27 protein-coding genes and 1 pseudogene are annotated in these 26334 nt (G+C 64.6%); 27 read left to right on the top strand and 1 reads right to left on the bottom strand.

Annotation, left to right across the window (positions count from 1 at the left end; translation table 11 throughout):
- Positions 1 to 15: 15 nt before the first annotated feature.
- The 27 genes and pseudogenes from VF631_RS03860 to VF631_RS03730 all read left to right on the top strand — a co-directional run bounded on the left by VF631_RS03860 (position 16) and on the right by VF631_RS03730 (position 23998).
- Positions 16 to 648, top strand: coding sequence for a M23 family metallopeptidase (locus tag VF631_RS03860; protein WP_431848951.1), 633 nt, complete (start codon positions 16 to 18; stop codon positions 646 to 648).
- Between the two features lie 33 nt (positions 649 to 681).
- The gene (locus VF631_RS03855) at positions 682 to 1146 is read left to right on the top strand and encodes a GFA family protein (protein ID WP_431848950.1); all 465 of its coding nucleotides are present in this window, start codon (positions 682 to 684) and stop codon (positions 1144 to 1146) included.
- Positions 1147 to 1215: 69 nt separating this feature from the next.
- A complete protein-coding gene (efp, locus tag VF631_RS03850; RefSeq protein ID WP_431848949.1) occupies positions 1216 to 1779 on the top strand; it encodes an elongation factor P in 564 nt (187 codons plus the stop codon).
- 32 nt (positions 1780 to 1811) lie between these two features.
- The gene (locus tag VF631_RS03845; protein WP_431848948.1) at positions 1812 to 2735 is read left to right on the top strand and encodes a hypothetical protein; all 924 of its coding nucleotides are present in this window, start codon (positions 1812 to 1814) and stop codon (positions 2733 to 2735) included.
- A 2-nt stretch (positions 2736 to 2737) separates the two neighbouring features.
- On the top strand, positions 2738 to 3559 hold the full coding sequence (locus VF631_RS03840) for an inositol monophosphatase family protein (RefSeq protein WP_431848947.1): 822 nt from the start codon (positions 2738 to 2740) through the stop codon (positions 3557 to 3559).
- A gap of 81 nt (positions 3560 to 3640) precedes the next feature.
- Positions 3641 to 4198 (top strand): septal ring lytic transglycosylase RlpA family protein, encoded by a 558-nt coding sequence (locus tag VF631_RS03835; RefSeq protein ID WP_431848946.1) that lies wholly within the window; start codon positions 3641 to 3643, stop codon positions 4196 to 4198.
- A 183-nt stretch (positions 4199 to 4381) separates the two neighbouring features.
- Positions 4382 to 4759, top strand: coding sequence for an NADH-quinone oxidoreductase subunit A (gene ndhC / locus VF631_RS03830; protein ID WP_431848945.1), 378 nt, complete (start codon positions 4382 to 4384; stop codon positions 4757 to 4759).
- The gene (locus tag VF631_RS03825; RefSeq protein ID WP_431848944.1) at positions 4750 to 5304 is read left to right on the top strand and encodes a NuoB/complex I 20 kDa subunit family protein; all 555 of its coding nucleotides are present in this window, start codon (positions 4750 to 4752) and stop codon (positions 5302 to 5304) included. Before ndhC ends, VF631_RS03825 begins: the two co-directional genes overlap by 10 nt.
- A gap of 4 nt (positions 5305 to 5308) precedes the next feature.
- Positions 5309 to 5956: pseudogene (locus VF631_RS03820) on the top strand (NADH-quinone oxidoreductase subunit C); the annotation flags it as partial.
- A gap of 11 nt (positions 5957 to 5967) precedes the next feature.
- A complete protein-coding gene (locus VF631_RS03815; RefSeq protein WP_431848943.1) occupies positions 5968 to 7203 on the top strand; it encodes an NADH-quinone oxidoreductase subunit D in 1236 nt (411 codons plus the stop codon).
- Positions 7200 to 7463 (top strand): hypothetical protein, encoded by a 264-nt coding sequence (locus VF631_RS03810; protein WP_431848942.1) that lies wholly within the window; start codon positions 7200 to 7202, stop codon positions 7461 to 7463. The genes VF631_RS03815 and VF631_RS03810 overlap by 4 nt, the downstream gene beginning before the upstream one ends.
- Positions 7456 to 8127, top strand: a complete 672-nt coding sequence (gene nuoE, locus VF631_RS03805; RefSeq protein ID WP_431848941.1) for an NADH-quinone oxidoreductase subunit NuoE — start codon at positions 7456 to 7458, stop codon at positions 8125 to 8127. Before VF631_RS03810 ends, nuoE begins: the two co-directional genes overlap by 8 nt.
- Entirely contained in the window at positions 8124 to 9428 is a 1305-nt protein-coding gene (gene nuoF / locus VF631_RS03800; RefSeq protein ID WP_431848940.1) for an NADH-quinone oxidoreductase subunit NuoF, read from the top strand. The genes nuoE and nuoF overlap by 4 nt, the downstream gene beginning before the upstream one ends.
- On the top strand, positions 9425 to 10150 hold the full coding sequence (locus VF631_RS03795) for a hypothetical protein (protein WP_431848939.1): 726 nt from the start codon (positions 9425 to 9427) through the stop codon (positions 10148 to 10150). Before nuoF ends, VF631_RS03795 begins: the two co-directional genes overlap by 4 nt.
- The gene (nuoG, locus tag VF631_RS03790) at positions 10150 to 12162 is read left to right on the top strand and encodes an NADH-quinone oxidoreductase subunit NuoG (protein WP_431848938.1); all 2013 of its coding nucleotides are present in this window, start codon (positions 10150 to 10152) and stop codon (positions 12160 to 12162) included. The genes VF631_RS03795 and nuoG overlap by 1 nt, the downstream gene beginning before the upstream one ends.
- 259 nt (positions 12163 to 12421) lie before the next feature.
- A complete protein-coding gene (locus VF631_RS03785; protein WP_431848937.1) occupies positions 12422 to 12652 on the top strand; it encodes a hypothetical protein in 231 nt (76 codons plus the stop codon).
- Positions 12645 to 13808 (top strand): NADH-quinone oxidoreductase subunit NuoH, encoded by a 1164-nt coding sequence (gene nuoH / locus VF631_RS03780; RefSeq protein WP_431848936.1) that lies wholly within the window; start codon positions 12645 to 12647, stop codon positions 13806 to 13808. Before VF631_RS03785 ends, nuoH begins: the two co-directional genes overlap by 8 nt.
- Entirely contained in the window at positions 13805 to 14287 is a 483-nt protein-coding gene (gene nuoI, locus VF631_RS03775) for an NADH-quinone oxidoreductase subunit NuoI (RefSeq protein ID WP_431848935.1), read from the top strand. Before nuoH ends, nuoI begins: the two co-directional genes overlap by 4 nt.
- Positions 14288 to 14444: 157 nt before the next feature.
- The gene (locus VF631_RS03770) at positions 14445 to 15056 is read left to right on the top strand and encodes an NADH-quinone oxidoreductase subunit J (RefSeq protein ID WP_431848934.1); all 612 of its coding nucleotides are present in this window, start codon (positions 14445 to 14447) and stop codon (positions 15054 to 15056) included.
- Entirely contained in the window at positions 15053 to 15358 is a 306-nt protein-coding gene (gene nuoK, locus VF631_RS03765; RefSeq protein WP_431848933.1) for an NADH-quinone oxidoreductase subunit NuoK, read from the top strand. The genes VF631_RS03770 and nuoK overlap by 4 nt, the downstream gene beginning before the upstream one ends.
- Before the next feature lie 4 nt (positions 15359 to 15362).
- Positions 15363 to 17447 carry an NADH-quinone oxidoreductase subunit L gene (nuoL, locus tag VF631_RS03760; RefSeq protein ID WP_431848932.1) on the top strand — a complete coding sequence of 695 codons (2085 nt, stop codon included), beginning with the start codon at positions 15363 to 15365 and terminating at the stop codon, positions 17445 to 17447.
- A 29-nt stretch (positions 17448 to 17476) separates the two neighbouring features.
- A complete protein-coding gene (locus VF631_RS03755) occupies positions 17477 to 19003 on the top strand; it encodes an NADH-quinone oxidoreductase subunit M (protein ID WP_431848931.1) in 1527 nt (508 codons plus the stop codon).
- Positions 19003 to 20439 carry an NADH-quinone oxidoreductase subunit NuoN gene (nuoN, locus tag VF631_RS03750; RefSeq protein WP_431848930.1) on the top strand — a complete coding sequence of 479 codons (1437 nt, stop codon included), beginning with the start codon at positions 19003 to 19005 and terminating at the stop codon, positions 20437 to 20439. Before VF631_RS03755 ends, nuoN begins: the two co-directional genes overlap by 1 nt.
- A gap of 28 nt (positions 20440 to 20467) precedes the next feature.
- The gene (locus VF631_RS03745) at positions 20468 to 21160 is read left to right on the top strand and encodes a biotin--[acetyl-CoA-carboxylase] ligase (RefSeq protein WP_431848929.1); all 693 of its coding nucleotides are present in this window, start codon (positions 20468 to 20470) and stop codon (positions 21158 to 21160) included.
- Positions 21161 to 21168: 8 nt separating this feature from the next.
- Positions 21169 to 21951 (top strand): type III pantothenate kinase, encoded by a 783-nt coding sequence (locus VF631_RS03740; protein ID WP_431848928.1) that lies wholly within the window; start codon positions 21169 to 21171, stop codon positions 21949 to 21951.
- A 200-nt stretch (positions 21952 to 22151) separates the two neighbouring features.
- Positions 22152 to 23732, top strand: coding sequence for a ribonuclease J (locus VF631_RS03735; RefSeq protein ID WP_431848971.1), 1581 nt, complete (start codon positions 22152 to 22154; stop codon positions 23730 to 23732).
- Between the two features lie 5 nt (positions 23733 to 23737).
- Positions 23738 to 23998 (top strand): DUF1467 family protein, encoded by a 261-nt coding sequence (locus VF631_RS03730; protein WP_431848927.1) that lies wholly within the window; start codon positions 23738 to 23740, stop codon positions 23996 to 23998.
- On the opposite strand, the gene VF631_RS03725 is transcribed toward VF631_RS03730, so the two are convergent.
- On the bottom strand, positions 23995 to 26268 hold the full coding sequence (locus VF631_RS03725) for a hypothetical protein (protein ID WP_431848926.1): 2274 nt from the start codon (positions 26266 to 26268) through the stop codon (positions 23995 to 23997). The genes VF631_RS03730 and VF631_RS03725 overlap by 4 nt on opposite strands.
- Between the last annotated feature and the right edge of the window lie 66 nt (positions 26269 to 26334).

Raw genomic sequence — 26334 nt, 5'->3', positions numbered from 1 at the left:
GTGTAAGCTTCGCGTATGGGTAGGCTAAAGCTGATCGGCAGCAACCTGGTCACCGCGACACTGGTATGCGCGCTGACCAGCGCCTTTTGGATCAATGCTTACGGAGGCGAGAGCACTCAGCACGCCAAGGTGGAGCCTGCGCCGGAAGCCGCGGAGAAGCAGGCCTCAGCGGCAACCGCCAAGCAGGAAGTCGCGCTCGCTCCGTCCGGGCTCGCTGTTCCCGTTGCCGGTATCACGGTCGATCAGCTGACCGACACCTACAAGCAGTCGCGCGGCGGCGGCAGCCGCGTGCATGATGCGATCGACATCATGGCCGATCACGGGACCCCGGTCGTGGCGGCGGCGCCCGGCCGGCTGGAGAAACTCTTCTACAGCAAGGGGGGTGGCGGGATAACCGCTTATGTACGCTCCGACGACGGCAAGTGGCTCTATTACTACGCTCATCTCCAGGATTACGCCCCGGGCCTCAAGGAAGGGCAGGCGATCAAGCGCGGCGATCCGATCGGGCGGGTCGGCGTCACCGGCAATTCCAACCCGGACGGCCCCCATCTTCACTTCGCCATAAACCGTATGGCGGACGGTGAGAAATGGCATCAGGGCAGGCCGGTCAATCCATATCCGCTGCTTGCCGGCAAGAACGGGCGCTGACTGCGGTCGTCTGTCAAAAACCGAGAGCGCAGCATGGTGGCAACGATCCAGGAAGGGGGATGCGAATGCGGCCGCAGCCGCTACCGGCTGAAGGCCAGCCCCATTGCCGTGAATTGCTGTCACTGCCGCGATTGCCAGAAGCTCAGCGGATCAGCTTTCGCTCTCAACGCCCTGGTCGAGGCGGAGTATGTGCAGCTTCTTTCAGGGAGCGATGCTGTCGAGAGCGGCGCTGGCGGTGCCACGCGGTGCGGGACCTGCGGCGTGCTCCTTTGGGCAACGCACCCCATGTTCGGGGATCGCATCCTGTTCCTGCGTGCCGGGACGCTGGACGAAGCTGAGCACATGGAGCCGGATGCGCATTTCTTCGTTCGCAGCAAGCATCCCTGGATCGTGCTGCCAGCCGACTCTCGCGTGTTCGAGACCCTTCCGGGTGACGCGGACCCGCCGTTGTTTGGGCCCGAGGCTCTGGTCCGCATCGAAGCGGCGCGCGGCGGCTGACTTGCTCCGCTTCGGAGCGGCGGCTAAGGCCGCTGCGGCTCCCCCATTCATTCTTCTCAGAGACACGGCATGAAGATCAGCGGCGTGGACATTCGTCCCGGCAACATCATCGAATATGAAGGCGGCATCTGGCGCGCGGTGAAGATCCAGCACACCCAGCCCGGCAAGGGCGGCGCCTACATGCAGGTCGAGATGAAGAACCTCATCGACGGCCGCAAGAACAACGTCCGCTTTCGCTCGGCCGAGACGGTGGAGCGGGTCCGGCTCGACACCAAGGATTTCCAGTTCCTGTTCCGCGACGGCGACATGCTGACCTTCATGGACAAGGACAATTACGAGCAGATCACACTACCCGCCGACCTGCTCGGCGACGCCGCCGCCTTTCTTCAGGACGGCATGGACGTGGTGATGGAGCTTTATGACGAGCGGCCGATCTCCGTGCAGTTGCCCGACACGATCGAGGCGATGATCATCGAGGCTGACGCGGTGGTGAAGGGGCAGACCGCTTCGTCCAGCTACAAGCCCGCCATTCTCGAGAACGGAGTGCGAGTGATGGTCCCGCCGCATATCGGCGCCGGCACTAAGATCGTCGTCGATGTTTATGAGCAGACGTACGTGAGGCGCGCTGATTGATGCTCGCTTGGCGGCTCCTGCTTGCACCTGTCTTGCTGGCTCAGGCGGCTGCGCTCGCGCAACCGGCCTACGATCCGGCTGCCGAGGTCGGAGCGTGGGCGGCCGGTTTTATCGAAGCGGTGAGTGAGCCCAATATCGTGGCGGCACGGTGCGCGCCGGCGATGAACGCGGCACTGGCATCGATGCGGGACTCGGCCTCGGCGCGCGCGGCAATGGTCAAGGTTCGCCCGTGCGGGGAGCAGATTCGCTCCGCCTACGCCGGCGTGAATGCGAAGCTCGACGGTCTCCACCCACTGCCTCCGGAGATTGAGGCCAAGACGGGCTTCTCGTCCGCGCGCTTCATCGCCGATCAGCGACGGCTCGCTGCTGCAACGACCGCCTATGTCGATGACTTGAATCGCTTCATTGACGCGATGGCGGCCGGCGATCGCGCCGCTCTACCCGGATTGCTGGCCCGTGTGCGCACTGGCGGCGGCTCGCTGATGGATGCGAGTATCCTGATGCTCCGCCTGCAGCAATCGGCCTCGCGGCTTGCTTTCGTGCGGCGTGCGATGGAGCTGCGGATCGTGCTGGCGGAGGCGGCGAAAGGCTTGTTGGTAGCGGTGCCAACCGCTGCCGGGTTGCCCGTCGGCAACACGATGCGCGTGCTCGCCGGCCGCGCTCGGGCCGCCGTCCCGGCAGCCCGGATGGCCTGGCAGGAGGATCGAGTCATATTGACCCGGCTCTCCGGGCACGAAACTTCATCGGTGACGCGCGTCCTCGCTGCGGGAGGCCAGCTGACCGAGGATATGCTGAGTCGGGGCGATCGGCTTGCCACCCTGCTCGACGCGGCCGGACGTCGACCGGTGCTTCCGCACTTGGAGGCGCAGCGGTTGGCGACTGAACTGAACAATCTTGAATTAGACATGCTGCGCTCGGGCCAAGCATTTGCGACCGCGCTACAGGCCGAGGGCTGAGCATGGTCGCCCACTCAGGCCTGATCACCGTCATGGAGCGCGCCGCACGCAAGGCGGCGCCGCGCATCCGCCGTGATTTCGGGGAAACCGAGCAGTTGCAGGTCAGCCGGAAAGGGCCGGCGGATTTCGTCTCGATGGCCGATCGCCGCGCTGAGCAAACGCTGGTCGAGGAATTGCGCAAGGCGCGGCCGGACTGGGGCTTCCTGCTTGAGGAAGGTGGAACGGTCGCGGGCGATCCGGTCAAGCCGCGCTGGATCATCGATCCGATCGATGGCACCTCCAACTTCCTGCACGGCATCCCCCATTTCGCGATGTCGCTTGCCGTCCAGGAGCCGAAGCCGGGGAGCGGCGGCTGGGGGGAGATCACGCAAGGGCTGGTTTATCAGCCGCTCACCGACGAGAGCTTCTGGGCCGAGAAGGGCAGGGGCGCGTGGCTCAGTGACCGTAGGCTGCGCGTGTCCTCCCGCCGCGACCTCGGCGACGCGCTGATCGCGACCGGAATACCCCACAAGGCGCATGGCGATCTGGAGCGCTGGCAGAAGATCCTGGATGCCGTTTCGCCCGAAGTGGCCGGCGTCCGACGGTTCGGCTCCGCCGCGCTTGATCTCGCCTGGGTTGCCGCCGGCCGGTATGACGGCTTTTGGGAAGAAGGCTTGCAGCAATGGGATATTGCGGCGGGCATCTTGCTGGTCCGCGAAGCGGGTGGCTTCGTGTCCGATTTCCGCGGCGCCGACCGGGCACTGGAAACGGGACAGGTGCTCGCCGCCAATGACGGGCTCCAGACGAAGCTGCATAAGCTCGTCGCGGGCGCGATCCGGACCTAGTAGCGGCTCGCTTCGGCTCGCCGCCCGGGCCGTTGATCTATTGCGACGGAGCGCAGTGAGCTTCCAATTCGCTGTAGCGGCATGTCAGGAAGTGCGCGCACCGGATCGGGCCGCTTCAAGCGGCTAAGAGCGCTCAAGCGCCTGCGGGTTCAGCGCCGTCATCTCAAGCGAGCGCTGCTCGCCACCACCCCGGGCATCGCTCTGTTGAGCGGTGGGAGCATCCCGGTTGCCAAGCTGGCGGTGCCGATCGCCATGTCGGCGACCGTCATCCCGATCGACTCTCAAGCTCGCGCGGCGATATCGCAGCAAGCCGCGCCGAGCCCCACACCGCCAGGGGCCGTCATCGCCGAAGCCGTGGAGGCCAGCTATTATGGCGACGGGTTCGCCGGCCGGCCAACGGCGAGCGGCGAAATCTTCGATCCAGCGCTTCTCACGGCAGCGCACCGGACCCTGCCATTGGGCAGTCTCGTTCGGGTTACGGAAGTGTCGAGCGGCCGCACTGTGGTTGTCCGGATCAACGATCGTGGTCCTTTTCACGGTGATCGAGCGATCGATCTGTCGACCGCAGCGGCTCATCAGATCGGGTTGCTGGAGCGCGGGACGGGCAACGTGACCTTGCACCTGATCGGAGACGTCTGACCTGCCAGTCCTTCACTCTCGCGTAAGTCTTTGCTTTGGGCAGGTTTAAAGCCGGCTTTCGAGCCGCCATATCCGCCCTGCAGCCGCCTTGCCGTTCGCGATCCCGCTCTGTCCGAGCGGTTGCGGTCGAGGGGCGGCTGGCCTAGAAGCCCGCGCGAAACGTCTCTTCCCGGAGTCCTGTCGATGGCGTCCACCGCCGCCGAATATCTGCCGATCATGCTGTTCATCGCTGTGGCGCTGGCGCTGTCCACGGCGTTCGTGTTCCTGCCGATGCTGGTCTCGCGTCTGACCGGGGCCAACAACCCGTATCCCGACAAGCTCGCCGAGTATGAATGCGGCTTCCCGGCCTTCGAGGACAGCCGTTCGCAGTTCGACGTGCGCTTCTACCTGGTGGCGATCCTGTTCATCATCTTCGATCTGGAAGCTGCTTTCTTGTTCCCGTGGGCGGTTTCGCTGGGGTCAATCGGCATCGCCGGTTGGGCCGCGATGATGATCTTCCTGGTCGAGCTCACCTTGGGCTTCGTTTATGCCTGGAAGAAGGGAGCTCTCGAATGGGAGTGATCCTCGATCCCCGGCACGAGAATCAGCGTCCTGCCGACCTGCAGCAGCCGGACCCCGAGTTCTTCAACCAGCTTCAGGGTGAGGTGGCGGACAAGGGCTTCCTCGTCACCTCCACCGAGGATCTCTTCCAGTGGGCAAGGACCGGCTCGTTGTGGTGGATGACCTTCGGCCTGGCCTGCTGCGCGGTCGAGATGATTCACGTGAACATGCCGCGTTACGACCTTGAAAGGTTTGGAGTTGCACCCCGTGCATCCCCCAGACAGTCGGACGTGATGATCGTCGCGGGCACGCTCTGCAACAAGATGGCCCCGGCGCTCCGCCGCGTCTACGACCAGATGTCGGAGCCGCGCTACGTCATCTCGATGGGCTCGTGCGCGAATGGCGGCGGCTACTATCACTACAGCTATAGCGTGGTGCGCGGCTGTGATCGGATCGTGCCGGTCGACATCTATGTCCCGGGTTGTCCGCCCACTGCCGAAGCCTTGCTCTACGGCATCATGCAGCTGCAGCGGAAGATCCGCCGCATCGGCACGATCGAGCGCTAAGCTCATGGCACGCAGCTCCGCACCCTGTGTCGCCCCGCGCGAGGGGATCATCGACGAGGTCAGGGCCGCGATCGGCGGCGCGTTCCTGGACGCCAAGGACGCTGCCGGCGAGGTCTCGATCACGGTCACGCGCGAGAGCATCGTCGAGGTCTGCCGGACGCTGCGCGACCGCTTCGAATATCAGCAGCTGATGGAAATCGCCGGCGTCGATTACCCGCAGCGGCCGGAGCGTTTCGAGGTCGTCTATCACCTGCTCTCGCTGACGCGGAACCACCGTGTCCGTGTCCGGGTGCTGACCGACGAAGAGAAGCCGGTCCCCTCGGTCACCGGGCTATGGCCGGTCGCCGGATGGCTCGAGCGCGAAGTCTTCGACCTGTTCGGCGTGCTATTCGACGGGAACGACGATCTGCGTCGAATCCTTACGGACTACGGATTCCGCGGCTATCCGCTGCGCAAGGATTTCCCGCTCTCCGGCTATGTCGAGATGCGCTACTCCGAGGAGCAGAAAAGGGTGGTCTACGAGCCGGTCAAGCTCGCCATGGACTTCCGCAGCTTCGATTTCCTGAGCCCCTGGGAGGGCGCGCAATATATCCTGCCCGGTGACGAGAAGGTCGAGGGCCAGGCGCCCGGTGCCCCCACTCCGGCCAGCGCGGGAGAGAAGAAATGAGCACCAACGCCACGGAGATCTGGACCGAAGAGGAGGCCGCCAGCTCCGGCGCCACCCAGTCCGAAATCGCCAACTACACGATCAACTTCGGCCCGCAGCACCCGGCCGCGCACGGCGTTTTGCGCCTCGTGCTCGAGCTGGACGGCGAGATCGTGGAGCGTGTCGATCCGCATGTCGGCTTGCTTCACCGCGGCACCGAGAAATTCTGCGAGTACAAGACGTACTTGCAGGCGCTCCCTTACATGGATCGGCTCGATTACGTCTCGCCGATGTGCATGGAGCACAGCTATGTGCTCGCCATCGAGAAGCTGCTCGATCTCGAAGTGCCGATCCGGGCGCAATATCTGCGCGTTTTTTTCGCTGAGCTGACCCGCATCAAGAACCACCTGCTCAACATCGGCTCCCACGTCATGGACGTCGGCGCGATGACTCCGAACCTGTGGCTGTTCGAGCTTCGCGAAGACATCATGCAATTTTACGAGCGGGCGTCGGGCGCGCGGATGCACGCGGCTTATTTCCGACCAGGCGGCGTTCATCAGGACGTGCCGCTGAAGCTCCTCACCGACATTGCCGAGTGGATGGACAATCGGCTGTTCGGCTTGTTCGACGATGCAATGAGCCTCGTCGTTGACAACCGCATTTTCAAGCAGCGCAATGTCGATATCGGCACGGTCAGCCGTGACGACGCGATCGCCTGGGGCTTTTCCGGCCCGATGATCCGCGCGGCCGGAATTCCATGGGACATTCGCAAGTCGCAGCCGTACGACGTATACGACCGGATGGAGTTCGACGTGCCGGTCGGCACGCACGGGGATTGCTACGACCGCATGATGGTGCGGGTCGAAGAGGTCCGGCAGTCGGCTCGCATCATGAAGCAGTGCCTCCAGCAGATGCCGGAAGGCCCGATCGCCTCGCTCGACCGCAAGGTGGTTCCGCCCAAGCGCGGTGAGATGAAGCAATCGATGGAAGCGCTCATCCACCACTTCAAGCTCTACACCGAGGGCTTCCATGTCCCCGCCGGCGAAGTCTATGTCGCAACCGAAAGCCCCAAGGGCGAGTTCGGCATCTACCTCGTCTCGGATGGCACCAATAAGCCGTACCGGGTCAAGATCCGCCCGACCGGTTTCAGCCATCTCCAGGCGATGGACTTCATGACCAGGGGCCACATGCTCGCCGACGCCACCGCCATTCTCGGCGCGATGGACATCGTGTTCGGGGAGGTGGACCGGTGAGTCCCGATCTCCTCCTTTTCGGCGGTATCGTAGCGGGATCGGCGCTGCTGTTCGCGTTCCTTCCGCCCTTCTTCGGCGGTTTCTTCTTCGTTGGGGCGGTGGCCGTTCTTCTTTGGCTCAGGTCAATGCATCACAGTCCGGACAGCCCGGGGCTCGGCTATGGCGTGGTCGTCTTCTGTGTAGGACTGGGAGCTATTCTGGCTGAGGCGATGCATCTTGTCCGCTGGCTCGTGAAACGGAGGCGCCCCGCGAATGGCTGACATCCTCCCCAACAGCCTCGACATGAGCGAAGTGCGCGCGCGCTGGGGCGCGTTTGCCTGGTCGCCGGAGAATGAGCGGCAGGCGCGGCTGATCATCTCGCGCTACCCGCCGGGACGGCAGCAGAGCGCGGTTATTCCGCTGCTCGACATGGCTCAGCGCCAAGTCGGAGCGGAGACGCGGACGCAAGGTTGGTTGCCGATCCCGGTGATCGAATATGTCGCGGGCTACCTCAAGATGCCCTACATTCGGGTGCTCGAGGTCGCGACCTTCTACACCATGTTCAACATGCGCCCGGTCGGCCGCTACCATCTCCAGGTGTGCGGCACGACGCCGTGCATGCTGCAGGGTGCCGACGATGTTTTCGCGGCCTGTTATGCGCGCGGCATGAAAAAGGGCGCGACGACGGAGGACGGGCTGTTCACCTTGAGCGAAGTCGAATGCCTCGGCGCCTGCGCCAACGCGCCCATGGTGCAGATCAACGACGATAATTATGAAGACCTGACGTTCGAGAGCACCACAGCGGTGATCGACGCGCTTGCCGCCGGCCGGATGCCGCGCCCTGGTTCACAGACCGGGCGTCAGGCCAGCGTCCCCGCGGGCGGACCAACGACGCTGCCGGAGATGATGAGCGAGAATCGTGATTATCGGGAGCTGTGGAAGTGACCGTCACCTCCATCACCGACAAGGACCGCATCTTCACGAACCTCTACGGCTATCAGCCCTGGGGTTTGAAAGCGGCGCAGAAGCGCGGGGATTGGGACAACACCAAGGCGCTGATGGCGGTTGGCCAGGACGCGATCATCGACGAGGTCAAGGCGTCGGGTCTGCGCGGCCGCGGCGGTGCTGGCTTCCCGACCGGCATGAAGTGGGGCTTCATGCCCAAGGAGCCCAAGCCCGGCAAACCCAACTTCCTGGTCATCAACGCGGACGAGTCCGAACCCGGATCGTGCAAGGACCGCGAAATCATCCGGCACGATCCGCACAAGCTGATCGAAGGCGCGCTGATCGCCGGCTTCGCAATGCGCGCCCGCGCCGCCTACATCTACATTCGCGGCGAATATATCCGCGAGGCCGAAGTGCTCTTCGCGGCGGTGCAGGAGGCCTATGATTACGGCCTACTGGGCAAGAACGCGGCCCGTTCCGGATACGATTTCGACGTCTTCGTCCACCGCGGCGCCGGCGCCTATATCTGCGGCGAAGAGACCGCGATGCTGGAGAGCCTCGAGGGCAAGAAGGGGCTGCCGCGCCTGAAGCCGCCATTCCCGGCCGGGGCCGGCCTTTACGGCTGCCCGACCACCGTCAACAATGTCGAGAGCATCGCCGTCGTCCCAACGATCCTGCGGCGCGGCGCGGCCTGGTTCGCCGGCATCGGCCGGCCGAAGAACGAGGGCACCAAGCTTTTCCAGATCAGCGGCCATGTCGAGAAGCCCTGCGTGGTCGAGGAGGCGATGAGCATCCCGTTCCGCGAACTGATCGAGAAGCATTGCGGCGGCATCCGCGGCGGCTGGGACAATCTGCTTGCCGTGATTCCCGGCGGCTCGTCCGTGCCTTTGGTGCCCGCAAATGAGATCATCGATTGCCCGATGGACTTCGATGCGCTCCGCGATCTCAAGTCCGGCCTCGGCACCGCGGCGATCATCGTCATGGACAAGTCCACCGACATCGTCCGGGCGATCGCGCGCCTCAGCTACTTCTACAAGCACGAGTCCTGCGGCCAGTGCACTCCCTGCCGCGAGGGGACCGGCTGGATGTGGCGCGTGATGGAACGGTTGCGCGAAGGCAATGCCGAGATCGGCGAGATCGACATGCTGTGGGACGTAACCAAGCAGGTCGAGGGTCACACGATCTGCGCGCTGGGCGATGCGGCCGCCTGGCCTATTCAGGGACTCATTCGCCATTTCCGCCCGGAGATCGAGCGGCGCATCATAGAAAAGCAGAGCCGGCAGTTGGAGGCGGCGGAATGAGACTGGTCATCGCACTCCTGGCGCTCGCCGCGCCCGCTCTCGTTCAGCCGGTGCGGGCGGCGCAGGATTTCGAGTATTCGACCGCGGAGACGCGGAAACTGATGCACGCATATGCACAATGCGCCGTTGCGCGTCAGGCCCGCAGGGCTTCAGAAGCGCTGGTAAGGAATGTCGACAACAGCGTCATTCTCCGTACATATCCACAGCTGATCGCGGGCGACTGCCTGGCGAAGCAGACGCGCCGGAGCACCAAGATGAGCTTCAGCGGCGATCTTTATCGCTATGCGCTCGCCGATGCGCTGGTCAGCCATGAGTTTTCAACGTCCGAAGCGCTGCGGTTCGAGTCCGTACCGCGGCTGGATCATCGGGATCCCGGAGAGCTGCCGAAGCCAATCGGCGCGAACGGGAAGAGGCTCAGTGCAAGGAAGTATGAGGCGGCGGTGAAGGACCACAAGCAGGGTGCCGCGATCGCTTACATATCCAGGTACGGCGAATGCGTGGTTCGTTCGGCGCCGGGCGAAGCGAGAGCGCTCCTGAAAACTGCGCCGGACTCCGCCGAAGAATCAGTTCGTTTCGGGGCTCTGCGCGTTGCCCTGGGGACTTGCCTTCGGGAAGGGGAGAGCTTGCGGTTCGGCAGGACGACTCTGCGCGGCACCATCGCCGTCAATTACTACCGCCTGGCCTACGCGGCGCGGGCAGGTGCAGCTGGAACCGCGCTCTGATGCCCAAGGTGAGAGTCGACGGCGTCGAGATCGAGGTTCCGCAGGGCGCGACCGTGTTGCAGGCGTGCGAGCTTGCGGGCAAGGAAATCCCCCGATTCTGCTATCATGAGCGGCTCACCATCGCCGGCAATTGCCGGATGTGCCTGGTCGAGGTGAAGCCGGGGCCGCCCAAGCCGCAGGCGTCCTGCGCGTTGCCGGCCGCCGACAATCAGGAAATCATCACCACCTCCGAGCTCGTTAAAAAGGCGCGTGAGGGGGTGATGGAGTTCCTGCTCATCAATCATCCGCTCGACTGCCCGATCTGCGACCAGGGCGGCGAATGCGACCTGCAGGACCAGGCGATGGCCTATGGCCGCGGCCACTCGCGCTTTGCCGAGAACAAGCGGGCGGTGACCGAGAAATATATGGGTCCGATCGTCAAGACCCAGATGACGCGCTGCATCCAGTGCACCCGCTGTGTGCGCTTCGCCGAGCAGGTCGCCGGCGTCGAGGAGATCGGCGCGCTTGGTCGCGGCGAGAATATGGAGATTACCTCCTACCTCGAAGGCGCCGTCACTTCGGAGCTGAGCGGCAACGTCATCGATCTGTGCCCGGTCGGCGCGCTCGTTTCCAAGCCCTACAGCTTCGAGGCGCGGCCGTGGGAGCTCAACAAATATCCCGGAATCGATGTCATGGACGCGGTCGGCTCCAACATCCGGATCGACGCGCGGCTGCGCGAGGTGATGCGCGTGCTGCCGCGCATCAACGACGAGGTCAACGAGGAGTGGATCAGCGACAAGACCCGGCATGCCTGTGACGGCCTGCTCCGGCGTCGCCTCGACCGGCCTTGGGTGCGCCGCGACGGCAAGCTCCAGCCGGCGAGCTGGGAAGAAGCATTCGCAGTTATCGCGGCGCGTCTCGACGGCGCGGGCGGAGACCAGGTCGCGGCGGTCGCGGGCGATCTGCAGGACGTCGAGTCGATCTACGCGATGAAGCAGCTGCTCCGTGCTTACGGCTCGGAGCTGCACGAATGCCGGCAGGACGGGGCCCAGTTCGACCTGTCGAGTCCAACGGCATATCGCTTCAATTCGACCATTACCGCCATCGAGGAGGCGAAAGCCATCCTCCTTGTCGGCGCAAATCCGCGGTGGGAAGCGCCGCTGGTCAATACCCGCATTCGCAAGGCCGTGAAGGCCGGCGCGCGCGTGTTCCGGATCGGGGAGCCGGTCGATCTCACCTATCCCGTGACCGAACTCGGCAACGATCTTTCCCTTCTCGGGCGCGTACCCCGCGACGTGATCGACGCCTTCCGGGCCGCGGCCGACGCCTCGGCGGTGATCGTCGGCACGGGCGCGCTTCAGCACCCGCTCGCCTATCAAGCTACGCGCACACTGGCGACGTTCCTCGGAGCCCGCTTCAACTTGCTCCACACGGCCGCCTCGCGCGTCGGCGCGCTCGATCTCGGCTTTGCAACTGGAGGCGGCCTGCACGCGATCCGGGCGAGGGCAGGGGAGCTGAAAGCGCTGTTCCTGCTCGGCGTGGACGAGGCGGACCTCTCCGCATTTGCCGACACGTTCACGGTGTACATCGGGACGCATGGCGACGCCGGTGTGCAGGTCGCGGACGTGATCTTGCCGGGCGCCGCCTACACGGAAAAGCACGGCACCTACGTCAATATGGAAGGCCGGGTGCAGATGTCCGAGCGCGCGGTCGATCCGCCGGGCGAAGCCCGCGTCGACTGGACGATCCTGCGCGCGCTGTCCGACGTGCTCGGCCATCGACTCCCGTTCGACGACCTGAGTGCGCTCCGGCGCGCTATGGCTGCCGAGCATACGCACCTCGTCGTACCGGGCCTGACCACGTTCGATCCGCTGCCCGCAATGCCGGGTCCGGCGCCGAGTCTCAGCGGGCCGATCCACTACCCAATCCAGGATTTCTACCTGACCAACCCGATCGCGCGCGCCTCGCCGACGATGCAGCGCTGCTCGGCCGAGATCCTCCACGGCCAGGATTTTGCCGAGGCCGCGGAGTGACTCGGCGAGTAGCTAGCGTTGCCCTTCTCCTTACCAGTATCGGGCTGATCGGTTTTGCCTGGCTGTTATACAGGATGTCTGACCTAACCGGCATTCCTTGCGTCTTCTACAGCGCGCCTGACTTAGACACGGTGCGCTACCCGTGTTCGATCGTCGACGATCTAGAGATCGTTCTTCCCTATGTTTTGGCGATCCTTAGTCTCTTGGCCAGCGTGACCCTCCAAGCGTTTGGGCTCAATCGACATCGCGGAGCCGTTTCGTGATAGGCGTGTACCCCGACGGCTTTCCTAACTGGGAGACTGCCGAGATCGAGAAGTTCATGGACAGCAATCCCCGGCTTTACGAAGAGCGGAAGACGGCCCATCTGCGGCCAACTCTTGTCCCCTACTACACGGTTTCCGATGAGGATATGGAGCGCTCCCGACGCCTCCACGAGCAGTGGGCGCGTGAGTATGGCGACCGCATAAGATCCAGGACGCGCAATGACTGAATGGTTCCAGGGTACGCTCGGGTACGGCTTCGGCTGGCTGACCGCGACCACCATCCTCATCCTGATGATCGCGCTGCCGTTGATGCTCAGCGTCGCGATGATCATCTACATGGATCGCAAGGTGTGGGCGGCGATGGCGCTGCGGCGCGGGCCGAATGTGGTCGGGCCGTTCGGCCTGCTTCAGAGCTTCGCCGATGGATTGAAGGTCTTCCTCAAGGAAACCATCATCCCGTCCTCGGCCAATCGCGGCCTGTTCCTGCTCGCGCCGATCATCACCTTCACGCTGGCGCTGATCGCCTGGGCGGTGATCCCGTTCGGGCCGGACATGGTGCTTTCCAACATCAATGTCGGCCTGCTGTACATCCTCGCCGTCTCTTCCTTGAGCGTCTACGGCGTGATCATCGCCGGCTGGTCGTCGGCGTCCAAATATCCCTTCTATTCCGCGCTTCGGGCGGCCGCGCAGATGGTGAGCTACGAAGTCTCGGTCGGCTTCGTGCTGATCGCCATCATCCTCTGGTCGGGCACGTTCAACCTGCAGGGCATCATCGATTCGCAGCGCAGCCACGTCGCCTTTTTGAACGGCTTCGGCTTCAATCCCCTGCTGTTTCCGATGAGCGTAATCTTCTTCATCTCCGCCCTCGCCGAGACGGCGCGTGCGCCGTTCGACCTCACCGAAGCGGAGTCCGAGCTCGTCGCAGGCTTCCAGACTGAGTACAGCTCGATGAGCTTCGCGCTCTTCTGGCTCGGCGAATATGGCAACGTGCTCTTGATGTGCGCGCTTAACGCGACCCTGTTCTGGGGCGGCTGGCTGCCGCCGATCGACTGGGCGCCGCTCTACGTCGTGCCGGGCATCTTCTGGCTGTTCGCGAAGATCTTCATCTTCTTCTTCATCTTCAGCTGGGTAAAGGCGACGGTGCCGCGCTTCCGCTATGATCAGCTGATGCGGCTCGGCTGGAAGATATTCCTCCCGATTTCGCTCATCTGGGTGTTCCTCGTCTCCGGCTATCTTATGCTGACGAAGGAGCAATGCCCGACCGACGAGGCGACCATTGCCGGCGTGATCACCGATACCCAGGCCGACCGCTACCTGCCGAGCTGCCGCAGCGCCTTCCTCAATCTTTCACACGGCCAGCGTCGGGCCGGAGCACCCTCATGATCAAGCACTGGATCAAGTCCTTCTTCCTCTGGGAGTTCGTGAAGGCGCACGCTTTGACGCTGAAATACTTCTTCAAGCCCAAGGCGACACTAAACTATCCGTATGAGAAAACACCGCTAAGTCCTCGTTTCCGCGGCGAGCATGCCCTGCGGCGCTACCCGAACGGCGAGGAGCGCTGCATCGCGTGCAAGCTGTGCGAGGCGGTCTGCCCGGCCAATTGCATCGTGATCGAGTCCGAGCCGCGCGAGGACGGCAGCCGCCGCACCACCCGCTACGACATCGACATGACGAAGTGCATCTATTGCGGCTTTTGCCAGGAAGCATGCCCGGTGGACGCGATCGTCGAGGGGCCGAACATGGACTTCTCCGTCGAGACCCGCGAGGAGCTGATCTACGACAAGCAGAAGCTCTTGGATAATGGCGACAAGTGGGAGCGGGTCCTCGCCGCCAACCTTGCCGCCGATGCACCCTACCGCTAAGCGCACCCGCAATGTCTGAATCGGAGCTTGAATCCTCCCCGGGACGGGGAGGGGGACCGCGCGTAGCGTGGTGGAGGGGGCCCTCCATTCGCACTGCGGGTCTCCAGACCCCCTCCACCGCTTCGCGGCCCCCCTCGCTGTGCCGGGGAGGATCTCGGTGATCCAGGCAGCCGCTTTCTACCTGTTCGCGACGGTGGTCGTCGCCTCGGCGGTGCTGACAATCGCCAGTCGCAACCCGGTCCACAGTGTGCTGTGGCTGATCCTCGCCTTCTTCAACGCGGCCGGCCTGTTCCTGCTGCTCGGCGCCGAGTTCATCGCGATGCTTCTGGTCATCGTCTATGTCGGCGCGGTTGCGGTGCTGTTCCTGTTCGTGGTGATGATGCTCGACGTCGATACCGCCTCGATGCGGGCCGGTTTCGCGCGCTACCTGCCGTTCGGCGCGTTGCTGGCGATCGTGCTGCTCGCCGAGATCGTGTTCGCGATCGCCGCGTGGAATGCCGGCTCGATCGAGCTTGCAGCCAAGGCTGCGCCGGTCGATCCGCGCGTGCCGAACATCCAGTCGCTCGGCACCGTGCTCTACACCCGCTACCTCTATATCTTCGAAGGCGCGGGGCTGGTCCTGCTCGTCGCGATGATCGGTGCCATCGTGCTCACCCATCGCACCCGCAGCGGCGTACGCCCGCAGAACGTCTCGCGCCAGATCCAGCGCCGGCCGGAGGACGCGACCCGCAACATCTCTCAGCCTGTCGGGGAGGGCGTCACGCTGTGATCGGGCTTGGTCATTACCTTGTCGTCAGCGCGATCCTGTTCGTGCTCGGCGTGTTCGGCATCTTCCTCAACCGCAAGAACATCATCGTCATCCTGATGGCGATCGAACTGATCCTGCTCGCCGTGAACATCAACCTGGTCGCTTTCTCCGCCTATCTCGGCGACATGGTCGGGCAGGTGTTCGCCATGTTCGTGCTGACGGTGGCGGCGGGCGAGGCGGCGATCGGCCTCGCCATCCTCGTCATCTACTTCCGCGGCCGCGGCACGATCGCGGTCGACGATATCAATCAGATGAAGGGCTGACGGGTTGATCCAGCTCATTGTCTTCCTGCCGCTCGCGGCGGCCATCATCGCCGGGCTTGGCAACCGCGCGATCGGCAGCCTTGCGGCCAAGCTGATCACCACCGCTGCCTTGTTCGCCTCCTGCATCCTGTCATGGCCGATCTTCCTCGGCTTCATCGCGGGTACGGAGCAGGCGCATGTCGCGCCGGTGCTCGATTGGATTCACTCGATCGACCCGGCGACGGGGCAGGGGCTGCGCGTCGATTGGGCGTTGCGGGTGGATGCGCTGACGGCCGTGATGCTGGTGGTGATCACTACCGTGTCGGCGCTCGTCCACCTCTACTCCTGGGGCTATATGGAGGAGGATCCGGACCAGCCGCGTTTCTTCGCTTATCTTTCGCTGTTCACCTTCGCGATGCTGATGCTGGTGACGGCCGACAACCTCGTCCAGATGTTCTTCGGCTGGGAAGGGGTGGGCCTCGCCTCCTACCTGCTGATCGGCTTCTGGTACCACAAGCCGTCCGCCAACGCCGCCGCGCTCAAGGCCTTCGTCGTCAACCGCGTTGGCGATTTCGGGTTTAGCCTCGGCATCTTCGGCACGTTCCTGGTGTTCGGCACCGTCTCCATCCCGGCCATCCTCGAAGCCGCCCCGTCCATGGCGGGCGCAACCTTCGGGTTCCTCGGCGACCGCGTCGACGTGATGACCACGCTTTGCCTGCTCCTGTTCGTGGGCGCGATGGGCAAGTCGGCGCAGCTCGGCCTCCACACCTGGCTCCCGGACGCGATGGAGGGCCCGACGCCGGTGTCCGCGCTGATCCACGCCGCTACGATGGTCACGGCTGGCGTGTTCATGGTCTGCCGCTTGTCGCCGATGTTCGAAGTCAGCCCGACTGCACTCGGCGTCGTCACGTTTGTCGGGGCTGCGACGGCCCTGTTCGCGGCGACGGTGGGAACCGTGCAGAACGACATCAAGCGCGTGATTGCCTATTCGACCTGTTCGCAGCTGGGCTACATGTTCTTCGCGGCGGGCGTGGGCGCCTATTCGGCGGCGATGTTCCACCTGTTCACGCACGCCTTCTTCAAGGCTTTGCTGTTCCTCGGCGCGGGCTCGGTGATCCACGCCATGCATCACGAGCAGGACATGCGCTTCTATGGCGGCCTGCGGAAGTCGATCCCGCTCACCTTCTGGGCGATGGTCGCGGGTACGCTCGCGATTACCGGCGTCGGCGTGCTCGGCGTGTTCGGCTTCGCGGGCTTCTATTCCAAGGATGCCATCATCGAGAGCGCCTATATGGCCGGAACAAGCACGAGCGGATTTGCCTTCGCGGTCGGCATCTTTGCGGCTTTGCTGACCAGCTTCTATTCGTGGCGGCTGATTTTCCTGACCTTCTTCGGCAAGCCGCGCTGGGCCGCGTCTGAGCATATCCAGCATGCCGTCCACGACGCGCACGGGCACGGGCACCACGACAATGATCCTGCCCAGGAGCATTCGGGTGACGATCCCCACGGCGAAATTCCCAGTGCGCGGCGCCTGCCGGAAGGCACCGCCGGCTACCATCCGCACGAGAGCCCGTGGACCATGCTGGTACCACTCGGGCTGCTCGCGATCGGCGCGATCTTCGCCGGCATGGCCTTCCATCACCCCTTCATCGAAGCCGTCGACGGCGCCCGCTTCTGGGCGGGGAGCCTCGCCTTCGACGCGCATTTGATGGAGGAAATCCACCACGCGCCGCTTTGGGTGAAGCTCGCCCCGGCCGCGGTGATGATCTTCGGTTTTCTGATCGCGCTGCAGGCATATATCCGCCGCACCGACATTCCGGGCCGCTTCGTCGAGCAGTTCCGCGTTCTGCACGCCTTCTTGCTCAACAAATGGTATTTCGACGAGCTCTACCACTACCTGTTCGTGGTCCCCGCCTTTGCTTTCGGGCGGCTGTTCTGGAAGGGCGGCGATGAGAAGGTCATCGATCGCTTCGGCCCGAACGGCGCCGCGGCGGTGATTGCGGGCGGCAACAAGCTCACCGCCCGGCTGCAATCCGGATACATCTACACTTACGCGCTCGTGATGCTCCTCGGCCTGGCCGCCGCCGCCACCTGGGCGATGGCACGGTGAACCAGCTCGGCTTCCCCATTTTGACGCTGATGCTCGCCGTTCCGCTGGTCGCGGCGGGCGCTTGCCTGTTCCTGTCCAACAACGGCGCGCGCTGGCTCGCGCTCGGCGCGACGCTGGCGATCCTTGCGCTCGGCATCCTGCTCTGGGCCGCTTACGATATCGGTGGCCAGCAATGGCAATTCGTCGAGAATGGCCTCAGCTTTGGCGCCTTCTCCTGGGCGCTCGGCATAGACGGCATCGCCTTGATGCTGATCCTGCTGTCCGTCTTCCTGATGCCGATCTGCATCGCGGCGAGCTGGTCCTCGATCGAGCACCGCATCCCCGAATATATGGCGTCGTTCCTGCTGATGGAGACGCTGATGATCGGCGTCTTCGCGGCGCAGGACATCTTCCTGTTCTACATCTTCTTCGAAGCCGGCCTCATCCCGATGTACCTGATCATCGGCATCTGGGGCGGCGCCGAGCGGATCTACGCGTCGTACAAATTCTTCCTCTACACCCTGCTCGGCTCGGTGCTGATGCTGGTCGCGATGCTGTGGATGGTGAACTTCGCCGGGACCACCAGCATCCCGCGCCTGCTCGCGACCGACTTTCCGCCGGAAGCGCAGACTTGGCTGTGGCTCGCCTTCTTCGCCTCCTTCGCGGTCAAGATGCCGATGTGGCCGGTTCACACCTGGCTGCCGGACGCGCACGTCCAGGCGCCGACCGCGGGCTCGGTGATCCTGGCCGGCGTGCTGCTCAAGATGGGCGGCTACGGCTTCATCCGCTTTTCCCTGCCCATGTTCCCCGAGGCCTCGGCCCAGCTCTTCTGGCTGGTGATGGGGCTGAGCATGGTCGCCATCGTCTACACGTCGCTGGTCGCGCTGGTGCAGAAGGACATGAAGAAGCTGATCGCTTATTCGTCCGTCGCCCACATGGCGTTCGTCACCATCGGCCTGTTCGCGTTCAACCGGCAGGGCCTGGAGGGCGGGCTGATGGTGATGCTGAGCCACGGCCTGATCTCCGGGGCCTTGTTCCTGTGCGTTGGCGTCATCTACGATCGCCTCCACACCCGCGAGATCGAGCGCTACGGCGGCTTGTCCGACAATATGCCGGTCTATGCATTGCTGTTCCTGCTGTTCACGATGGGGTCGATCGGGCTTCCCGGCACGGCAGGTTTCGTCGGCGAATTCCTGAGCTTGATGGGTGCGTTCGAGGCGAACACCTGGGTGGCTCTGGTCGCGACCACAGGCATCATCCTGGGCGCGGCTTACATGCTCTACCTTTATTGGCGCGTTGCCTACGGCAAGCTCGTCAAGCCCGACGTGGCCGCCATGCCGGACTTGAACAGGCGAGAGCTTGCCATGCTGGGCACCATCGCCGCGGTCGTGCTCTGGATGGGCATCTATCCCGAAAGCTTCTTGGCGCCGATGCGCCAGGATGTGAGCGTGCTGCTCGCCCGCATCGATCGTGTGAGCCCGCCCAGCGATCCACGCCTGGTGAGGAACAGCAATCCCGCTCCGAAGGCCGTCGAGGCTGACGGAACCGTGCCCCAGGCCGCGGAAGGCGCGCATTGATGACCCGGTCGCTCCTCCTCACCCTGCCGGAGATCGTGCTGACGCTCGGGGCGCTGTTCGTGATGATGTTGGCCGCTTATTCCGGCGACCGCGTGTCGAAGATCGCGACCTGGATGGCGGTCGGCTTCCTGGCGGTTGCGGCGATCACCATGCCCGGCGTCACCAATGCCGGCGGGGTAGGCTTCGACGGGCTCTACATCGCCGACAGCTTCGCGGCCTTCTCCAAGATCCTGATCTACATCGCCGCTGCCGCCTCGCTGCTGGCCGCCAATGGCTGGTTCGCGCGCGACGGGACGTTCCGCACCGAATATCCGGTGCTGGTCCTGCTCTCGTCGGTCGGCATGGGCATGATGGTCTCGGCCGGCGACCTCCTGACCCTCTATGTCGGCCTCGAACTGCTTAGTTTGAGCTCCTACGTGCTTGCATCGTTCCAGCGCCGCGACACGCGCTCGGCCGAGGCGGGCCTCAAATATTTCGTGCTCGGCGCGCTCGCCTCGGGCATCCTGCTCTACGGCATCTCCTTGCTCTACGGCTTTACCGGATCAACCCTGTTCGGCGAAGTGAACCAGGCTCTTGGCAGGGACGGGGTCTCGACCGGCGAGCTGTTCGGACTCGTTTTCGTCCTGGCCGGCCTCGCCTTCAAGATCTCGGCCGTGCCGTTCCACATGTGGACGCCGGACGTTTACGAAGGCGCGCCGACACCAGTTGCTGCCTTCTTCGCATCCGCTCCGAAGGTCGCCGCGATGTGCCTGATGGTGCGCGTCGCGATCGAAGGCATGGGTCCGGCGACGTTCGAATGGCGCCAGATCGTGATCTTCTCCGCGCTCGCTTCTACCGTGCTCGGCGGGGTCGCTGCAATCGGTCAGCGCAACATCAAGCGCCTGCTCGCCTACAGCTCGATCAACAATGTAGGGTTCGCGCTGATCGGCCTCGCCGCCGCAAACCGCGACGGCGTCGCATCCGTGCTCTTCTACATGGCCGTTTACGTTGTGATGACGGTGGGGTCCTTCCTTTGCGTGCTGCAGATGCGGGACGAGCAGGGGCGCCCGGTCGAGACGATCGAGTCTCTATCCGGCCTGTCGCGGACCCGGCCCGGCCTCGCGGCGGCGCTGGCGATGTTCATGTTCAGCCTGGCCGGCATCCCGCCCTTGTTCGGCTTCTGGCCCAAGTTCCTGGTCTTCAACGCGGCCGTGAAGGCGGACCTCACCTGGCTCGCGGCCGTCGGCATCGCCACATCAGTTATCGGTGCCTTTTATTATCTGAAGATCATCAAGACGATGTACTTCGACGATCCTGCGCCGGCATTCGAGCCCGGCCGCGATCGCATTAACGGCGCGATGATCGCCGCGGCGGCCGTGTTCGTCTCGCCGCTCGGCTATCTCACAATACCCTATCTCGGCGCCGCGACGCAGAACGCCGCCGCAGCTCTCTTCTGAGACGCACCGGCCAGCGGCTCTCCGCCTGATGGACTTGCGAACGGTCGGGGAGACTGGTTCAACCAACACCGATCTTTTGGCGCTCGCCCGCGCAGGAGCGCCCGAAGGGACCTGGCTCCGTGCTGAGCGCCAGACCGGGGGCAGGGGCCGACAGGGCCGAACTTGGGTCTCGCCCGCGGGCAATTTGTACGCGAGCACGCTCGTTCGCCTGACGCCTGTCGACCCGCCGGCGCCGACCCTGGCGCTTGTCGCCGCAGTCGCAATGCATCAGGCGATCTCGACGCTGGGTCCCGGCCAGGCTCTTCAGATCAAATGGCCGAACGACATCCTGTCCGGGCCCGCAAAGCTCGCCGGCATCCTGCTGGAGCGCGCCAACGATGCGGTCGTGATCGGCTTCGGCGTCAACCTTGCCCACCATCCGGACGGTCTCGAGCGCCCGGTGACCAGCCTTGCCGCCTTGACCGGGACGGCACCGGATCCCGGCGCGTTCCTTGATGTCCTCGCGGACGCCTTTGCCCGCTGGCTCGGCACATGGCGCCGTCGCGGGCTGGCCCCGGTCCGCGAACGCTGGCTGGCGTCCGCCCACCCGCGCGGAACCGCTCTGTCGACGCCTGCCGGTGTCGGCCTGTTCGAGGGGCTGGACGAAACAGGCGCGTTACGGCTTCGCTTGGCGGACGGCTCGGTCCGTGTCATCCACGCCGGCGACGTTTTCCTGATCTGAGTCCATCCATGCTCCTCGCCATTGATGCCGGAAACACCAACCTCGTCTTCGCGCTCGTCGATGACGGCGCGATCCGAGCCCGCTGGCGCATCGCGACCGATCCGCGCCGCACCGCCGATCAATATGCGGTGTGGCTGCATCAGCTACTCGAATTGGAGGGCTATACCCGCGGCCATGTCGACGCCGTCATCATCGGGACGGTCGTGCCGCGCGCCCTGCACAATCTGGAGGTGCTCGCGGTCAAATATTTCGGCGTCAAGCCGCTCATTGCCGGACAGGGCGCGGCCGCCTGGGGAATCGAGCTGGACGTTGCCGAGCCGCGCTCGGTGGGCGCCGATCGCGCTCTGAACGTCATCGCTGCGCATGCCGCTCACACCGGCGATCTCATCGTGATCGACTTTGGCACGGCGACTACCTTCGACGTGGTCGATTATGGCGGCGCCTATAAAGGCGGCATCATCGCGCCCGGCATCAACCTGTCGCTGGACGCGCTCGTCACCGCTGCGGCGCGCCTGCCGCGCATCGCCATCCAGGCGCCGAACACGAACTCTGTGATCGGCCGCACCACCGAGGACCAGATGCTGGTCGGCATCTTCTGGGGCTATGTCGCCATGATCGAAGGCCTGGTGGAGCGGGTGAAGGCCGAGATCGGCCGGCCCGCCCGCGTCATCGCGACCGGGGGCCTTGCCATCCTGTTTGACAAGCACACGCAGGCGTTCGACGCGATCGAGCCCGACCTCACCATCCAGGGCCTCGCGCTGTTGTATAAGCGGGTGAGTTCCACCACCTAGGGTCCGCACTCCACGTCACCCTGAACTTGTTTCAGGGTCCATCTTATCGCCCGAATCGCGGTTTGAAGATGGATGCTGAAGCAAGTCCAGCATGACGAGTTTCTGCTCAACATCGGCTCAAAATTCAGAAAGCAATCTGCTTGACCAACCCGAAGAACGAACTTCTCTTCCTTGCCCTCGGCGGCTCGGGCGAGATTGGCATGAACGTCAATCTCTACGGCTGCGACGGCAAGTGGATCATGGTCGATCTCGGTATGACCTTCGCCGATCCGGCCTATCCCGGCATCGAGCTCGTCCTGCCCGATCTCTCCTTCATCGAGCGTCGGCGCGAGGATCTGCTCGGCATCGTCATTACCCATGGCCACGAAGATCATATCGGCGCGATCCCCTATCTGGCCGCCGATCTCGGAGTCCCGCTTTACGCGACGCCGTTCGCGGCTGCCTTGATCGCCAACAAGCTCGAGGAAGAAGGATTGAGCGGAGACGTCGAGCTCAACACGATCGAGATCGGCGGTTCGCTCCAGCTCGGGCCGTTTGACATCGGCTATGTTCCGCTCGCCCACTCGATCCCTGAATCCAACGCTTTGGTCATCGATACGCCGTACGGCCGCGTGTTCCACACCGGCGACTGGAAGCTCGATAACGCGCCCCAGATCGGCCACCCGACCAGCGACGACGCCCTGAAGGCGATCGGCGACGAGGGCGTGCTCGCGATGATCTGCGACTCGACCAACGTGTTCAATGCGCAGCCTTCGGGTTCAGAGGCGACCGTGCGCGGCGGCCTGGAGGACGTGGTCGCGGCAGCAAAGGGCAGGGTGGTCGTGACCACCTTCGCATCAAACGCCGCGCGCCTGCACACGATCGGCGAGGTCGCCAAGGCCACCGGGCGACGGGTCTGCGTTGCCGGCCGCTCGCTCGATCGCATCCTGCGCGTGGCGCGGAGCACGGGCTATCTGCTCGACTTCCCTGAAACGGTCAGCTTCGACGAGGCGATGACCTTGCCCCGCCGCGAGCTGCTGATCGTCGCAACCGGCGGCCAGGGCGAGCCCCGCGCAGGGCTCGGCCGCATCGCCGCGGGCGAGCACAAGCTCAAGCTCACCGAAGGCGACACGGTCGTGTTCTCCTCGCGCCAGATTCCGGGCAACGAGCTCGCGATCGGCCGGATCATGAACCAGCTCGCCCGCTCCGACGTGATTACAGTCACCGAGCGACAGGCACATGTCCACGTCTCCGGCCACCCCGCGCGTCCGGAGCTCGCAGCCATGTACCACTGGATTCGACCGGAAATGCTGATCCCGGTTCATGGCGAAGCGCGGCACTTGCACGAACATGGCCGCTTCGCGCTCGAACAGGGCATCCCAAAGGTGCTCGTGCAGGAGAATGGCGAGGTCATCCGACTTGCCCCGAACGGCCCGGCCAAGATCGGCAATGAACAGGTCGGCCGCCTCATCCTCGATGGCGATGTGATTCTCGCCGCCGACGGCGCGACCATGAACCAGCGGCGGAAGATCTCGGTCAACGGCATCATCTCAGTTGCCATTGCGGTCGATGCGCAGGGCCGGCCTCGCGGCAACGCGGAGCTTCGGCTGCAGGGCGTTCCGGTCGAGGAGGACAGGGAAGCCCTTCTGGCCGAAGCGCGCGATGCCGCCTCAGCCGCCGCTCGGAATTCGAGCGGAAATGAAGAAAAGCAGCGCGAGGCGATCAGGTTGGCCGTGCGCCGCTGTGCCACCGACTGGACCGGCAAGAAGCCGATCATCGACGTCTTGCTGATCCGGGTGTGACCTAGATGAAGTGGACGTCCGCGCTCGCGATCTTCACTCTGTTCTGGACGATGTCGTTGTTCCTCGTGCTGCCGTTCGGGGTTCGGACCGCCGAGGAGGCGGGGGTGGAGCATCAGCCCGGCCACGCCGAAAGCGCCCCGCATGGCTTCAGCTTGCCGAGAACCGCCGCTCGCGCGACGATCCTCGGCGTCGTCCTTTTCGGGCTATACTATCTGAACTACGTCTATGGCTGGATCACGGCCGAGAGTTTGGACTGGGCTCACTAGGCGCGGATGCGCTCGATCGCCTGGGCGAGTGCGACATACAGCTTTCCCATGTCGCTGCCGAGCAGCGTCACGCCGAGCGCCGAGCTGTCGCGGTCGGCAAGGACGCGGCGGAGCATCGCTTCGAAATCGTGGATGTAGCGGTTGACCTGCTCGCGGAACTCCGGCTCGGCTTCGTAATGGGTCATGATTTCGCGGGCATCGCCAGCGTCGATCAGCCGCACCGCGCGGCGTGTGAAGACACCGCGATCCCCCTTCAAATAGGCCGCCCATGCGCTGTCGGTGACTTCATTGGAAAGGATCTTGGTGACGTCGATCGCGGTTGAGTTGAGCGACTCGATCAACAGTGCGACACGCCGGGAGAAATTCTCATTCTCCTTCGCCTCGCGCTCCTTGCGCGACTGATCGATGCGATCCTCCACCGCGGCGGTAGTCTCGCCAATGGTAAGCATCTGGCGCGTAAGCCGTTCGGAAGCGCGCCGCGCCGCCTCGACGGTGCGCTCCGCCAAAGCCTCGAGTTCGACCATCTGCTGGCCGACCGCGCCGCCGACCGCCTCCCGCACTGCACGCCGGCTCGCCTCGCCCAAGGCCGCTGCGCTCTCCGGGATGACCGACGTGATTGCTTCGCGCGCGCGCTCGGCGGCCTGGCTTGCCGCCTCGCGGACGCGGACCAGCGCGTCGATCAGTTCGGGGCCGGTCTTGGCCGTAAGCTGGCCCGCGGCTTCGTTCGCTTCCACGGTGGCGCTCGAAAGTGCGCGGATCTGTTCCTCCGCGCTGGTCGCGCCTTCGCTCAGCACCGCGAGCATTGTCTCAAGCACCTGCTGCTGCCGCCCCAGCATCAGCTCCGCGTCCTCCAGGCGCTGGGCCGCGGTTTCGGACGAGCCGGCAAGCATCTCGACCTGCGGAGCGATCCCGGCAACCGTCGAGCGTGCCCGTTCAGCCTGCTGCTCGATCGCCTGTAGCCGCTCGGGCACCTCGGCACCGAGTTGGTCACCAACGCTCGTCACCAGCCCGGAAAGGGACCGGGCGCGCTCGGCGAGTTCGGTGGTCCTGTCGTTGCTTGCCGCCAGTTCCTCGGCCAGCTGGCGAACCGAGGCGCGCACCGTGTCCAAGGCCTCGCCGCCCCGCACTTTGGAGAGGCGCGCGTCGAGTTCGTCGAGCTCGTGCGCCAGATTGGACACCAAGCCGCGGCTCGTCTCATCCTGAGCGGCGAGATGAGCGGCGACCGTCTCGATCCGGCCGCCGATCGTATCGAGTCGCGCGCCGAGACCGCTGATCACGTCCTCGCCGGCGCGATCAAGCGCGGCCCGGCTTTGATCGATCATCGCCAGCATGGCCGAACCTTGCGCTTCCAGGCCTGTGCGGGCGGCATCGACCGCCTCGGCGGCGCGGTTCATGCTGCCATCCAGCGTGGCAGACATGGCGTCTGCCGCTTCCTGCATCCTCGCGGCGGCCGCGCCGGTGGTTGTCTCGACCCGGTCGAGGTGGGCACCGAGCCGTTGAGCCGCCCCGCCGACCACTTCATCCGCCTCCCGGCCGCGCGCGATCAGGGCGGAGAGCTGCGCCTCCAGCGCACCAGCCTCCGCATGCGCGCCGAGGCCTGCTTCCTTGATCACATCGGCGACTTGCCTGGCTCGCTCTTCCGCCTTGGGCAGGTCGGAGAGCAGCACGCCCAGTTGCTGCTGCGCCTGTTGCGCCGCCCGCTCGAGCGCTTCCGAACGCGCGTCGAGCTTGGCGCCTTCCTTGGAAAGATAGTGGGCAACGCGTCCGAGCCGGTCGGAAGCCTCGTCCCCGAGCGCCATCAGCGTGGCGGCATCGGCGCTTAGCTGTCCGTGCTTTTCCTCCAGCCGCGTCGTCAGCGAGGCGAGAACGCGATCGAGTTCGACGCCTTCGCTGCGGATCGCGTCAGAAACACGCGTGAACTGACCGGACTCCTGCGGCGCACGCTTCCCCAAGAGCAACCACGCCAAGCCCATCAGCGCCAATGGCCCGCTCGCTAGCGCAAGCCATTGCACAACGCTTTTGATGCCCTCGCCTCCGTCGTTGGCGAAGGCGGCCCAGGCTGTCAGAGCGAGCCAGACCAGCGCGAGGCCGATCAGTACGGAGCGAAGCACGCGACCTTCGGGGGGCTCTCTTTCATGCTCCGCCCCGCTCCAGGGCAGGTCCGGAACCTGGCTGCTGTTCAAGGGAATAGCAGCCCAGCTTCCTTCATTCGCTCCGTCCAGGCCGTCACTCGACTGCTGCGCTTCGGCGCGCTGTGCCCCCATACTCATGGGGCATGTTTACCACGTTTGCCCCCGCTGGAAAGGCGGCAACCGCTCCTTAACGGCTCACCGCTA

Origin of the sequence: Allosphingosinicella sp., assembly GCF_036387615.1 — a bacterium.
Taxonomy (GTDB): Bacteria; Pseudomonadota; Alphaproteobacteria; order Sphingomonadales; family Sphingomonadaceae; genus Allosphingosinicella.
Note: the sequence above shows the minus strand (reverse complement) of the source record. Positions and strands in the feature narration are given on the sequence as shown.

Excerpts from the sequence above, each read along its gene's own strand:
- VF631_RS03860 (WP_431848951.1), top strand. The coding sequence starts at position 16 with ATGGGTAGGCTAAAGCTGATCGGCAGCAACCTGGTCACCGCGACACTG.
- VF631_RS03855 (WP_431848950.1), top strand. The coding sequence starts at position 682 with ATGGTGGCAACGATCCAGGAAGGGGGATGCGAATGCGGCCGCAGCCGC.
- efp (WP_431848949.1), top strand. The coding sequence starts at position 1,216 with ATGAAGATCAGCGGCGTGGACATTCGTCCCGGCAACATCATCGAATAT.
- VF631_RS03840 (WP_431848947.1), top strand. The coding sequence starts at position 2,738 with ATGGTCGCCCACTCAGGCCTGATCACCGTCATGGAGCGCGCCGCACGC.
- VF631_RS03835 (WP_431848946.1), top strand. The coding sequence starts at position 3,641 with ATGTCAGGAAGTGCGCGCACCGGATCGGGCCGCTTCAAGCGGCTAAGA.
- ndhC (WP_431848945.1), top strand. The coding sequence starts at position 4,382 with ATGGCGTCCACCGCCGCCGAATATCTGCCGATCATGCTGTTCATCGCT.
- VF631_RS03825 (WP_431848944.1), top strand. The coding sequence starts at position 4,750 with ATGGGAGTGATCCTCGATCCCCGGCACGAGAATCAGCGTCCTGCCGAC.
- VF631_RS03815 (WP_431848943.1), top strand. The coding sequence starts at position 5,968 with ATGAGCACCAACGCCACGGAGATCTGGACCGAAGAGGAGGCCGCCAGC.
- nuoE (WP_431848941.1), top strand. The coding sequence starts at position 7,456 with ATGGCTGACATCCTCCCCAACAGCCTCGACATGAGCGAAGTGCGCGCG.
- VF631_RS03795 (WP_431848939.1), top strand. The coding sequence starts at position 9,425 with ATGAGACTGGTCATCGCACTCCTGGCGCTCGCCGCGCCCGCTCTCGTT.
- nuoG (WP_431848938.1), top strand. The coding sequence starts at position 10,150 with ATGCCCAAGGTGAGAGTCGACGGCGTCGAGATCGAGGTTCCGCAGGGC.
- nuoH (WP_431848936.1), top strand. The coding sequence starts at position 12,645 with ATGACTGAATGGTTCCAGGGTACGCTCGGGTACGGCTTCGGCTGGCTG.
- nuoI (WP_431848935.1), top strand. The coding sequence starts at position 13,805 with ATGATCAAGCACTGGATCAAGTCCTTCTTCCTCTGGGAGTTCGTGAAG.
- VF631_RS03755 (WP_431848931.1), top strand. The coding sequence starts at position 17,477 with ATGCTCGCCGTTCCGCTGGTCGCGGCGGGCGCTTGCCTGTTCCTGTCC.
- nuoN (WP_431848930.1), top strand. The coding sequence starts at position 19,003 with ATGACCCGGTCGCTCCTCCTCACCCTGCCGGAGATCGTGCTGACGCTC.
- VF631_RS03745 (WP_431848929.1), top strand. The coding sequence starts at position 20,468 with ATGGACTTGCGAACGGTCGGGGAGACTGGTTCAACCAACACCGATCTT.
- VF631_RS03740 (WP_431848928.1), top strand. The coding sequence starts at position 21,169 with ATGCTCCTCGCCATTGATGCCGGAAACACCAACCTCGTCTTCGCGCTC.
- VF631_RS03735 (WP_431848971.1), top strand. The coding sequence starts at position 22,152 with ATGAACGTCAATCTCTACGGCTGCGACGGCAAGTGGATCATGGTCGAT.
- VF631_RS03730 (WP_431848927.1), top strand. The coding sequence starts at position 23,738 with ATGAAGTGGACGTCCGCGCTCGCGATCTTCACTCTGTTCTGGACGATG.
- VF631_RS03725 (WP_431848926.1), bottom strand. The coding sequence starts at position 26,268 with ATGAGTATGGGGGCACAGCGCGCCGAAGCGCAGCAGTCGAGTGACGGC.